The sequence below is a fragment of the Escherichia sp. MOD1-EC6021 genome, from assembly GCF_002965245.1.
Classification (GTDB): Bacteria; Pseudomonadota; Gammaproteobacteria; order Enterobacterales; family Enterobacteriaceae; genus Escherichia; species Escherichia coli_F.
In genome coordinates, this window is sequence record NZ_PTRU01000007.1 from 204,555 (window position 1) to 216,951 (window position 12,397).

The following is a 12,397-nucleotide window of genomic DNA, read 5'->3' on the forward strand; positions in this document are numbered from 1 at the left end:
CACTCCTTAGCGTGGTTTCAGGGTCGCGATAAGAAAGTCTTTCGAACTTTCTACTTTGCCCTGCTGAATGGCCGCAGCCGGATCGACGTGTTTCGGGCAGACTTCGGAGCAGTAGCCCACGAAAGTACAGCTCCATACGCCATTCTGGCTGTTCAACTGCGCCATACGCTCCTTCTTACCGTGGTCGCGGCTATCTTCGTTATAACGATGCGCCAGCGTAATGGCAGCCGGACCGATGAACTCGGGGTTCAGGCCAAACTGCGGGCACGCGGCGTAGCACAGACCACAGTTGATGCAACCGGAGAACTGGTGATACTTCGCCATCTGCGCCGGGGTCTGGATGTTAGTACCCTGATCCGCGGTGCGGGAGTTGCCGATGATGTACGGTTTGATCGCTTCCAGACTTTCGATAAAGTGAGTCATATCGACCACCAGATCGCGTTCAATCGGGAAGTTAGCTAACGCTTCAACCTTCATACCGTCGGTGTAGTCACGCAGGAAGGTTTTGCATGCCAGTTTTGGCACGTTGTTAACCATCATGCCGCAGGAACCACAAATCGCCATACGGCAGGACCAGCGGTAGCTCAGGTCCGGTGCCAGGTTGTCTTTGATGTAGCCCAGCGCATCCAGTAATGAGGTAGTTGCGTCATAAGGCACTTCATAGAATGCGCTATGCGGTGCGGTATCGACTTCCGGGTTATAGCGCACCACCTCAATTTTCAGGTTTTTCATCTCAGCCATTCGCCTTCTCCTTCTTATTGGCTGCTTCCGCCTTATCGGCTGCATCCGCTTCGCCACCGTAAACACGTTTAGCTGGCGGCAGCGTAGTAATCTTCACGTCGCTGTACTCCAGGCGAGTAGTGCCATCAGCATCGCGGAAGGCGAGGGTGTGTTTGAGGAAGTTGACATCGTCACGCTCGGTGCAACCTTCGTCCAGACGCTGGTGCGCGCCGCGGGACTCTTTACGTGCCATTGCGGAGTGCGCCATACATTCAGCAACGTTCAGACCGTGACCCAGTTCAATGGTGTAGAGCAGGTCGGTGTTGAACACGCTGGAGGTGTCGGTGATGCGCACGCGCTTGAAGCGTTCCTGCAGCTCAGCCAGCTTGTCGATGGTTTTCTGCATCAGTTCCGGCGTACGGTAGATACCGCAACCTTCTTCCATAGCCAGGCCCATTTCGTCGCGGATCTTCGCCCAGTTTTCGCCGCCATCCTGGTTAACCAGATCTTTCAGACGTTGTTCAACGCCAGCTGCCTGCGCTTCAATTGCCGCTTCGTTGCCATTACCGGCAGTTGCTGCACGCTCTGTCGCTTGTTCACCGGCCAGACGGCCGAAGACCACCAGTTCCGCCAGGGAGTTGGAGCCCAGACGGTTTGCACCGTGCAGACCAACAGAGGAACATTCACCCACGGCGAACAGACCTTTAATGCGGGTTTCACAGTTCTGATCGGTTTCGATACCGCCCATGGTGTAGTGTGCGGTCGGACGTACTGGAATCGGTTCTTTAACCGGATCGACGCCAACGTACGCTTTCGCCAGTTCGCAGATGAACGGCAGACGTTCATGCAGTTTTTTCTCGCCGAGGTGACGCAGGTCGAGATAAACCACATCGCCACGCGGTGTGGAGATGGTGTTGCCTTTACGCCATTCGTGCCAGAAGGCCTGAGAAACTTTGTCGCGTGGACCCAGTTCCATATATTTGTTTTTCGGCTCGCCCAGCGGAGTTTCCGGGCCCATGCCGTAATCTTGCAGATAACGGTAGCCATTTTTGTTGACCAGAATACCGCCTTCACCGCGGCAGCCTTCGGTCATCAGGATACCGGAACCTGGCAGACCGGTTGGGTGATACTGAACGAATTCCATGTCACGCAGCGGAACGCCGTGGCTTAGCGCCATACCCATACCGTCACCGGTAACGATGCCGCCGTTGGTGTTGTAACGATAAACGCGACCCGCACCGCCGGTAGCCATAACGACCGCGTTAGCACGGATCTGCACCAGCGTGCCTTCCATCATGTTCATTGCCACCAGGCCGCGAACATGACCATCATCAACCAGAATATCCAGTACGAAGTGCTCATCAAAACGCTGGATCTGCGGGAATTGCAGAGAAGTCTGGAACAGCGTGTGCAGCATATGGAAGCCGGTTTTATCGGCGGCGAACCAGGTACGCTCGATTTTCATGCCGCCGAAGCGACGTACGTTGACGCTACCATCCGGGCGACGGCTCCATGGGCATCCCCACAGTTCCAGTTGGGTCATTTCGGTTGGGCAGTGGTGGACGAAATAATCCACGACATCCTGCTCACACAACCAGTCGCCACCCGCTACTGTATCGTGAAAGTGATATTCGAAGCTGTCATGATCCTGCGCGACAGCGGCGGAGCCCCCTTCTGCAGCTACGGTATGGCTACGCATAGGGTATACTTTTGAGATTAGTGCGATTTTTGCATTTGGATTTGCCTGCGCGGCAGCAATTGCAGCACGTAATCCCGCGCCACCGGCGCCTACAATGGCAAGATCGGCTTGAAAGGTTTGCACGACATTCCTCCAGATTGTTTTTATCCCACAGCCCCGTACTTCAGGGTAAGTGCCTGAAAGTTACGGTCTGCGAACGCTATTCCACTGCTCCTTTATAGGTACAACAGTATAGTCTGATGGATAAGTCTGAAATTTGACGAGATCGATTTTTTTAGTGCGCAAGAGGGCTAAATTATCACTGAAGATGATTAATTTAATTACTAAACCATCAGATCGTGCTTTTTTTAGTCACCGCCCACCGTTGATTGATACCTGCGTAAAATTTGTCTCGCCGCCGCGTTGCGAGTAGACTTCGTGCCCTTGTCAAAAAATGGAGATTTAACTATGAGCGAAACGGCATCCTGGCAGCCGAGCGCATCCATTCCTAACTTATTAAAACGCGCGGCGATTATGGCGGAGATCCGTCGTTTCTTTGCCGATCGTGGAGTGCTGGAGGTGGAGACGCCTTGTATGAGCCAGGCGACGGTAACCGATATTCATTTGGTCCCGTTTGAGACGCGTTTCGTTGGCCCCGGGCATTCGCAGGGGATGAATCTCTGGTTAATGACCAGCCCGGAATACCATATGAAACGCCTGCTGGTTGCCGGTTGTGGGCCGGTTTTCCAGCTGTGTCGCAGCTTCCGTAATGAAGAGATGGGGCGTTATCACAACCCTGAATTCACTATGCTGGAGTGGTATCGACCGCACTATGATATGTACCGGTTGATGAACGAGGTGGACGATCTCTTGCAACAGGTGCTGGACTGCCCGGCAGCAGAAAGTCTTTCTTATCAACAAGCTTTCTTGCGTTATCTGGAAATTGACCCGCTCTCTGCCGACAAAACGCAACTGCGGGAAGTGGCAGCGAAACTGGATTTGAGCAACGTTGCCGATACCGAAGAAGACCGCGACACGCTGCTACAACTGCTGTTTACCTTTGGCGTAGAGCCAAATATTGGCAAAGAAAAACCGACCTTTGTGTACCACTTTCCGGCCAGCCAGGCATCACTGGCGCAAATCAGTACCGAAGATCATCGGGTCGCTGAACGCTTTGAGGTTTATTATAAAGGTATTGAGCTGGCGAATGGTTTCCATGAATTGACGGATGCCCGTGAGCAGCAACAACGTTTTGAACAAGATAACCGTAAGCGCGCGGCGCGCGGTTTGCCGCAGCACCCCATTGACCAGAATCTTATTGAAGCCTTGAAAGTCGGTATGCCTGACTGTTCCGGCGTGGCATTAGGCGTTGATCGTCTGGTGATGTTGGCGCTGGGCGCGGAGACACTGGCTGAAGTCATCGCCTTTAGCGTTGACCGGGCATAATTCTGAAAAATTACTGAATTAACAGCGAAGAATGGCGTGATGAGCGCCATTCTGTAGCATATGTTTTCATTTTTCCGCTAAAGGCCACAATTTAAGACTGGATATTTGATATCATCCAGGTATCAATTCTGTATTGGTTTTTACGCTGCCCGCTCAATGTTGGGCGGTGCAGTTCAGTGGGCGCGTTTTATACACGCGCTGAAATGAAGGATGGTTTCATGCCTCACACGATAAAAAAGATGAGTCTGATAGGACTCATATTGATGATCTTTACTTCCGTATTTGGATTTGCCAATAGCCCATCGGCTTATTACTTAATGGGTTATAGTGCGATTCCCTTTTATATATTTTCTGCATTGTTATTCTTTATTCCATTCGCCTTAATGATGGCTGAAATGGGCGCTGCGTATCGCAAAGAAGAAGGCGGTATCTATTCCTGGATGAATAATAGTGTCGGACCCCGTTTTGCCTTCATTGGCACGTTTATGTGGTTTTCCTCTTATATCATCTGGATGGTGAGCACCTCCGCGAAAGTTTGGGTACCGTTCTCAACATTCCTCTATGGAAGCGACATGACCCAGCACTGGCGTATTGCCGGACTGGAACCTACGCAGGTGGTTGGTCTGCTGGCAGTGGCATGGATGATTCTGGTCACCGTCGTTGCTTCAAAAGGGATTAATAAAATTGCCCGTATTACTGCGGTGGGCGGTATTGCAGTAATGTGCCTGAATTTAGTATTACTGTTAGTAAGCATTACTATTTTGTTATTAAACGGTGGGCATTTCGCGCAGGATATTAATTTCCTGACATCACCGAATCCAGGTTATCAGTCCGGTCTGGCAATGCTATCGTTTGTGGTATTTGCTATTTTTGCCTATGGCGGAATTGAAGCGGTTGGTGGTCTGGTCGATAAAACGGAAAATCCAGAAAAGAACTTTGCCAAAGGTATTGTTTTTGCCGCTATTGTTATTTCAATCGGTTATTCGCTGGCAATATTTTTATGGGGCGTCAGCACAAACTGGCAGCAGGTATTAAGTAATGGTTCCGTTAACCTTGGCAATATTACCTATGTGCTGATGAAGAGCCTCGGGTTGACGCTGGGTAACGCACTGCATTTGTCACCTGAAGCGTCATTGTCGCTGGGTGTATGGTTTGCGCGTATTACCGGGCTTTCGATGTTCCTCGCTTACACTGGCGCGTTCTTTACGCTTTGCTATTCACCGTTGAAAGCTATCATCCAGGGGACGCCGAAAGCGTTGTGGCCGGAACCGATGACGCGGCTGAATGCGATGGGCATGCCGTCTATCGCCATGTGGATGCAGTGTGGGTTGGTTACTGTCTTCATCCTGCTGGTTTCGTTTGGTGGCGGTACCGCATCGGCATTCTTTAACAAGCTAACGCTGATGGCGAACGTGTCTATGACGCTTCCTTACCTGTTCCTTGCACTGGCTTTCCCGTTCTTTAAAGCACGTCAGGATCTCGACAGACCGTTTGTGATTTTCAAAACGCGTATGTCGGCAATGATTGCGACGGTGGTTGTCGTACTGGTGGTGACATTTGCGAACGTCTTCACCATCATTCAACCTGTGGTTGAAGCCGGAGACTGGGACAGCACATTGTGGATGATTGGCGGCCCTGTCTTCTTCTCGCTGTTAGCGATGGCGATTTACCAGAACTATTGCAGTAGAGTGGCAAAAAATCCGCAGTGGGCGGTGGAATAACCCGATGCCCTATCGTCTGCCTGACGATAGGGCGCAATGACAGGGAATTAGCGGGATTTCGTATGCGCTATAGCGAAATTAAGCGACCGATTATCTCATGAGTGCGCGCATGTTTGTCTTGTGCTGCATCTGGTTCATTGTGGCGTTCCTCTGGATAACCATTACCTCCGCGCTGGACAAAGAGTGGATGATTGATGGACGCGGGATTAACAACGTCTGTGATGTTTTGATGTATCTCGAAGATGACGATACTCGCGATGTCGGTGTGATAATGACGTTACCGCTCTTTTTCCCTTTTCTCTGGTTCGCTTTGTGGCGAAAAAAACGCGGCTGGTTTATGTACGCCACCGCGCTGGCTATTTTCGGCTACTGGTTGTGGCAGTTTTTTCTGCGCTATCAGTTTTGCTTGTGAGCCGGATGGGTTCATCCGGCCACAAAGACCTTACAAACTTCCCGCCTGACGACCTTTGCCCGCAGAAGTTAATGTTCTCCCCGTTTGTTTACCGTTGAGGCTTTCCAGACGCATCTGGAAGGGCGGGAATGGCATATCGATACCGTGGGCGTGGAAGCCAGCCAGAATCAGCTGGTGGATCTCATGGCGTAGCGGCATACGGTGACCCATCTCAGCGGCGTAAATACGCAGCTCGAAAATCTGAATCCCCTGCTGCAGATCCACCAGGAAGACTTCCGGCGCCGGGTTGTCGATCACCAGCGAGCAGCGACGCGCTGCGGTGAGCAGGATTTCCGTCACTTCTTCACTGTTGGCATCGGCAGGGGCCGGAATCGTCAACACCACGCGCGTGACCGAGTCAGAGAGCGACCAGTTGATAAACTGCTCGGTAATAAACGCCTTGTTCGGCACGATAATTTCTTTGCGGTCCCAGTCGCTGATGGTGGTGGCGCGGGTGTTAATTTTCGTCACACTACCGGTGAGATCGCGGATCGTCACCGTGTCGCCAATGCGAATCGGTTTTTCGAACAGGATGATCAGGCCAGAGATAAAGTTGGCGAAAATTTCCTGCAAACCAAAGCCCAGACCAACACCGAGCGCGGCGACCAGCCACTGCAATTTCGACCACTCAATACCAATCATCGAGAAACCTACCAGCCCGCCAATCAGCATCAATAGATATTTGGTGATGGTGGTGATGGCGTAGCCGGTACCCGGCGTTAAATCGAGGTGCTGTAAAATCGCCAGTTCCAGCAGCGCGGGCAGGTTGCGCACCAGCTGCGTGGTGATGATAAACACCAGAATGGCAATTAGCACCGCACCGAGGGTAATCGGCTCCAGGCTTTCCACGCCCTGTACCGTGGAAGTGACATCCCACAGCGAAATATTTTCGAGGAAGCCGAAAGCGGAATGGATTTCTGACCACAGCACAATGACTGAAAGTAGGGCGATCAACATCAGGATTGAGCGCACCAGCCGCAAGGATTGTGCACTGATGGCATCGAGATCGACTTCACTTTCATCGACTTCAATTGCCCCTTCCGGGCTACTGTGATGATGCGCTTCCTCTTCGCCACGCGCACGCTGCGCTAACATCTCTGCCCGGCGATGCTTCGCCCGGTCAAACGCCAGCCTGCGGCGTTGGATCAGCATCCAGCGGCGGATAACGTGATAAACCACTAATAGTAGGAACCAGATGGCAACTGAGGTTTCAAGCCTTGCTAACAGTGCCTGCGCCGTTGCCAGATAACCCACCGCCGACGCCAGAATAGCAACCAGCGGTGCGCCAATCATCATGTTCCACAGCATATGGTTGGTAATGTTGTCGCCGCTGCCTTCTTTGTTGAGATACAGCGGGATCCCGGCCTTTTTCAGGCTGAGGGTGACCACCGCCAGCGCACCGCAAATGAGGATAAAACAAAGCCGTCCCAGCGAACCGGAGAATTCACGGTCGTCGAGGTTATCGAACATCATCAGCGCCATAATCAGCGGCACAATAAGCCCGATGCTCATCAGGTAGTAACGCATCCCGCGGGAAACCCGTTCGCGTGGCCAGCCGAAATGAGCGATAAACAAGCCGTTCGGACGGGCAAAGGTGGCGCAAATCATCACTACCCACAGCAGCGGTACGGTGGCCGTTACGCCATCACCAATTGCGACCGCCAGCGGATAAGGCCACGCCTCGCGCAAGCCGTAACCCAGCGTCATCCACAGCACCGGTAGCGGTGATGCGACGAGAATCGACCAGAAAAGGGTGCGCAACGTCAGCCAGAAGTGATCCTGAGTCACTTTGCCGACTTTCGCCGCCGAACGTTCAAGAAAACGGGTGAAATAGCGGCGTGAGTAAATACTGCAACCGACCAGAATCAACGCGCCAAACAGCGGCAAAATCGTCTCTTTGCTGGTCAGCATCATTACGCTGGCTTTGCCCAACTGACTGAAGGTGTCCAGCGAAATGAGACGACGCAGATCCTGAGCGATCTCCAGCGGCCAGGCGATGGTCATCGGGCGCACGTCCGAAGTCCAGAACAGGTAGCGGTGCGTCGCTTCATTCACTTCTTTCAGCGCATCTTCCAGTTGCCCGTTGGATACTTTCAACTTGGTCAGTTCCAGCAGTAACGTGTCGCCACCCTGCAACAATGAGTTCAGCAACTCACGCTGAGTGCGTAGCTGTGCTTCCAGAATACGGTTTTGCTCGGCGGTCAGCGGCTGACCGTCGGCCTGATGGATTTGCCGTAGCAGCGGCTGTTTATTAAGCAGATCCTCATAACGTAACCGTTGCACGCGCAACTGCGCCATTTCGGTATCAAGCTGTTGTGGTTTTGGCATTTCCGGTAGCCGTGCCACCTGCGCCCGCAACGCTTCGCCGAGCAGATTGGACGATCCCAGCCATTGCGACTGTTCACGCAGCGTATTCAACGCCTGCCGGACTTGTAACGTCTGGCTGGCAGCCTGACGCTGTTGCGAGGCAACGAGATCCATCCGCTGCGCCTGTTGATTCAACGCCGCCGACAGCTCGCGGTTAATTTTGAATTGCGCGACGATATCTTTCGGCAAATCGGCACTGTTTTCCGCCAGAAGTTCGGTGCTTTCCAGCGCCCGCTCCGCCTCAAGCTGACGTTGGCTGTTCAACTGATTACGTAAGGCCTGCAAATACGCATCCAGTTGCTGGCTCTCTTTTTCCGCCAGCTCTGAGCGTAAGCGCGCTAATTCCTGGCGGTTATTGGCAGACAGCTGCGCCAATTCCAGTTCATCAACGAGCGCCTTCAGTCGTGCAGAGTCAGATTGCAAAGCAAAATTTTGCGCCTGATTAAGCGGGGTATTGCCGGTAAGCGTTCCAAGGCGGCGCTCGATTTCATTCAACTGGCGGCGGGCGTCAGTTTGCTGTTGCGGCAGTTGATTCAGCGAATCGGCAATCTCGCGGGCGCGCTCCTGCTCTTGCTGGGCCTGACGGCTCTTATCCAGTAACTGACTGCTGACCTGGAGAATTTCCTGATTCAGCGCGTCGGTAGACATTCCCGGCGATACGCTGCGCGGCTCGTCACGCATGTTGTTTAATTGCGCGCGCAGAGTAGCGGAAAGTTTCGGGTAATTATCAATGACTTCTTGATATTGCTTGATGCGCTCAAGGGAACCTTTTCGTTCCTCAAGCGCATTTAAGGCGGACTGGAGTGCCTCTACGACTTCCGGCTGCGCGGGTTTCGCCGCTTTTGCCTGCTCCAGTTCCTGGGTGATTTGTTTACTATCGGGGGCCGTCGCGGCGTACGCCCCCCAACTGAGGCACCAGGCCATCAGAAAAGTGATAATCAGGCGCACGTCAGCGTTTCCTTTGATGGATTAGACCGGGTCTTTTTTGTCGTCAACCAATGGGCTGGCGTCGTGTTCTGCCTCGATCTCTTCAGCAGGAAGCGGGGCAGGTTCTGCGTCTGGCGCAACAAAGGTTTCGGTAGATACTGCCAGCGGCTGACCAATTTTCGTGACAGACAGGCTTTCCAGTTGCTCAACCAGATTAACTTTACCCGGTGCAAACAGGTTGATAACGGTAGAGCCGAGTTTAAAGCGACCCATTTCCTGGCCTTTCAGCAGAGCCACAGAACCGTCGTTTTCTCCGGCAGGCCAGGTCCAGCGCTTGATGATGCCTTCGCGCGGCGGCGTAATGGTGCCCGCCCAGACAGTTTCAATGCTGCCAACAATCGTCGCCCCGACCAGAATCTGCGCCATCGGGCCAAATTCGGTATCGAACAGGCAGATCACGCGTTCGTTACGGGCAAACAGATTCGGCACGTTCTGAGCGGTGAGATGGTTAACGGAGAAGAGATCGCCCGGCACATAGATCATCTCACGCAGAATACCGTTGCACGGCATGTGTACGCGGTGGTAGTCACGCGGAGAGAGGTAAGTGGTCACAAACGTACCGTTACGGAAAAGATCCGCCATCAGATAGTTCCCTGCCAGCAGAGCTTCGAGGCTGTAGTTGTGGCCTTTAGCTTGCAGGATTTTATCTTCTTCGATTTTACCTAACTGGCTGATAACGCCATCGGCAGGCATGACCAGTACATTAGGATCGGTATCGATTGGGCGTACTTCGTCACGCAGCGGACGGACAAAGAATTCGTTAAAGGTGCGGTAGCTGGCGGTGTCCGGCTTTTGCGCCTCTTTCATGTCGACCTTGTAGTATTTAACGAACAGATCGATAACCAGTTTTGTCAGCCATCCTGCCCGCTTGCTTGCGCCCCAACCCGCCAGGCGAGTAAGCCATAATTTCGGCAGAATGTACTGTAGCGAAAGTTTAAATGAATTTAACAAGGTAGCCTCCAGGCCATTGTTTTGTCGTTCCTGATCCGGCCTACATGCCGGATCCTGAAAAAAAGGGGACGATTCTAACGACGGTTAGCTTAATTGTCAGTCATCCGTATCAGAAAAGTTTTTACGCGTTTTTACCTGCGCCATGCTTTCCAGAATACGGTGATAGTTTTCGAAACGGGTTTCCGCGATTTTCCCTTCCTCAACCGCTTCCCGGATAGCGCAGCCCGGATCGGTATCGTGTTTGCAATCGCGATATTTACACAGACCTAAGTAGTCATGGAATTCGACAAAACCCCGAGTAATTTGTTCCGGTTCCAGATGCCAGAGACCAAACTCACGCACACCTGGGGAATCAATCACATCACCGCCGTGCGGGAAGTGATACAGCCGCGCGGCAGTCGTGGTGTGCTGACCAAGCCCCGAGTTATCCGAGACGTCGTTGGTCAGGATCTCTTTTTGCAGCCCCAGCAACGCGTTCAGAAGGCTGGATTTGCCGACGCCAGACTGCCCGGCAAAAATACTGATGCGCCCGGTCAACGCCTCTTCCAGCGGTTTCAGTCCATCCTGAGTATGGCTGGAAACCATCAATACGCGATAACCGATATTGCGGTAGATATCCATCTGCTCGTTGACGAATTCCATGCCTTCGTCGTCCAGCAGGTCTATCTTGTTGAGCACAATAATCGGCTCAATCTGCAAGGTTTCGCAGGCCACCAGGTAACGGTCGATAATATTGAGCGACAGCTCCGGCAAAATGGCGGAGACAATGACAATCTGGTCGATGTTGGCAGCAATGGGTTTCACACCGTCGTAGAAATCCGGGCGCGTCAACACTGAGGTGCGCTCATGCACCGCTTCCACGATCCCTTTGACATTTACGCCTTCCGCCGCCGGTTTTCCCGGACGCCAGACTACGCGATCGCCGGTCACCAGCGAACGGATGGTACGGCGAATATTGCAGCGGTGAACGTCGCCATCGGCGGATTCCACATCAGCGTGCATACCAAAGCGGCTGATGACGATACCTTCATCAGGCTCGCCAAACAGATTGTCGTCGTAGTCGGGCTTCTCCTTAGACGTTTTAAGACGACGCTGGTGATTGGCGTTCACGCGGCGCTGCTGGCCTTTGGAGAGTTTATTTTTACTCAATCGTACTGACTCCTGGTCGCCCCTGATGGGCAAAACATCTATGATACACGCAATTGTGGATCAATATAGTCACTGTGAATGGGTGGAAAATAGCATGAGTGCCAATGAAAACAACCTGATTTGGATCGATCTTGAGATGACCGGTCTGGATCCCGAGCGCGATCGCATTATTGAGATTGCCACGCTGGTGACCGACGCCAACCTGAATATTCTGGCAGAAGGGCCGACCATTGCAGTACACCAGTCCGATGAACAGCTGGCGATGATGGATGACTGGAATGTCCGTACTCATACCGCCAGCGGGCTGGTGGATCGGGTGAAAGCGAGCACGATGGGCGATCGGGAAGCGGAACTGGCGACGCTCGAATTTTTAAAACAGTGGGTGCCTGCGGGTAAATCGCCGATCTGTGGTAACAGCATCGGCCAGGACCGTCGCTTCCTGTTTAAATATATGCCGGAACTGGAAGCCTACTTCCACTACCGTTATCTGGATGTCAGCACACTGAAAGAGCTGGCGCGCCGCTGGAAGCCGGAAATTCTTGATGGTTTTACCAAGCAGGGGACGCATCAGGCGATGGATGATATCCGTGAGTCGGTGGCAGAACTGGCTTACTACCGCGAGCATTTTATCAAGCTGTAAAATTTTTCCTGGTCACGTAAGCGCCGGAATCCACTTGCGGCGGCGTGATTTTGACGCTAAATTGAACGTCTTGCTGATAATTTCAGCACTTGAGATAAAAACTCAAAAAAAATTTTTTAGGGGGGTTGCAGAGGAAAAGATTTCTCGTATAATGCGCCTCCCGTAACGACGCAGAAATGCGAAAATTACGAAAGCAAAATTAAGCAGTACGCGGGAATAGCTCAGTTGGTAGAGCACGACCTTGCCAAGGTCGGGGTCGCGAGTTCGAGTCTCGTTTCCCGCTCCAA

9 protein-coding genes and 1 tRNA gene are annotated in these 12,397 nt (G+C 52.7%); 5 read left to right on the top strand and 5 right to left on the bottom strand.

Going from position 1 to position 12,397, the window contains the following annotated elements:
* Positions 1-6 precede the first annotated feature (6 nt).
* Both frdB and frdA read right to left on the bottom strand, forming a co-directional pair.
* Positions 7-741 carry a fumarate reductase iron-sulfur protein gene (gene frdB, locus BEB54_RS11030; RefSeq protein ID WP_000829498.1) on the bottom strand — a complete coding sequence of 245 codons (735 nt, stop codon included), beginning with the start codon at positions 739-741 and terminating at the stop codon, positions 7-9.
* Positions 734-2,542: a fumarate reductase (quinol) flavoprotein subunit gene (gene frdA, locus BEB54_RS11035; protein ID WP_001192973.1), complete on the bottom strand. Its 1,809-nt coding sequence runs from the start codon at positions 2,540-2,542 to the stop codon at positions 734-736. The genes frdB and frdA overlap by 8 nt, the downstream gene beginning before the upstream one ends.
* 324 nt (positions 2,543-2,866) lie before the next feature.
* Here frdA and epmA point away from each other — a divergent pair, with 324 nt between their 5' ends.
* From epmA to BEB54_RS11050, 3 genes are all read left to right on the top strand, one after another.
* A complete protein-coding gene (gene epmA / locus BEB54_RS11040) occupies positions 2,867-3,844 on the top strand; it encodes an elongation factor P--(R)-beta-lysine ligase (RefSeq protein ID WP_000004771.1) in 978 nt (325 codons plus the stop codon).
* Between the two features lie 218 nt (positions 3,845-4,062).
* Positions 4,063-5,565: a glutamate/gamma-aminobutyrate family transporter YjeM gene (gene yjeM, locus BEB54_RS11045; RefSeq protein ID WP_105272301.1), complete on the top strand. Its 1,503-nt coding sequence runs from the start codon at positions 4,063-4,065 to the stop codon at positions 5,563-5,565.
* A 97-nt stretch (positions 5,566-5,662) separates the two neighbouring features.
* Positions 5,663-5,977: a YjeO family protein gene (locus BEB54_RS11050; RefSeq protein ID WP_001276175.1), complete on the top strand. Its 315-nt coding sequence runs from the start codon at positions 5,663-5,665 to the stop codon at positions 5,975-5,977.
* Between the two features lie 30 nt (positions 5,978-6,007).
* Here the strand turns inward: BEB54_RS11050 and mscM are convergent, their stop codons facing one another.
* The 3 genes from mscM to rsgA form a co-directional block, all read right to left on the bottom strand.
* Entirely contained in the window at positions 6,008-9,331 is a 3,324-nt protein-coding gene (mscM, locus tag BEB54_RS11055) for a miniconductance mechanosensitive channel MscM (protein WP_001236835.1), read from the bottom strand.
* Positions 9,332-9,352: 21 nt separating this feature from the next.
* The gene (gene asd, locus BEB54_RS11060) at positions 9,353-10,321 is read right to left on the bottom strand and encodes an archaetidylserine decarboxylase (protein ID WP_088541526.1); all 969 of its coding nucleotides are present in this window, start codon (positions 10,319-10,321) and stop codon (positions 9,353-9,355) included.
* A 96-nt stretch (positions 10,322-10,417) separates the two neighbouring features.
* On the bottom strand, positions 10,418-11,470 hold the full coding sequence (gene rsgA / locus BEB54_RS11065; protein WP_000041977.1) for a small ribosomal subunit biogenesis GTPase RsgA: 1,053 nt from the start codon (positions 11,468-11,470) through the stop codon (positions 10,418-10,420).
* 94 nt (positions 11,471-11,564) lie between these two features.
* On the opposite strand from rsgA, the gene orn reads away from it, so the two are divergent.
* Positions 11,565-12,110 (top strand): oligoribonuclease, encoded by a 546-nt coding sequence (gene orn / locus BEB54_RS11070; RefSeq protein ID WP_105277360.1) that lies wholly within the window; start codon positions 11,565-11,567, stop codon positions 12,108-12,110.
* Between the two features lie 210 nt (positions 12,111-12,320).
* Positions 12,321-12,396: transfer RNA gene (locus tag BEB54_RS11075), tRNA-Gly, on the top strand.
* Position 12,397: the final 1 nt, after the last annotated feature.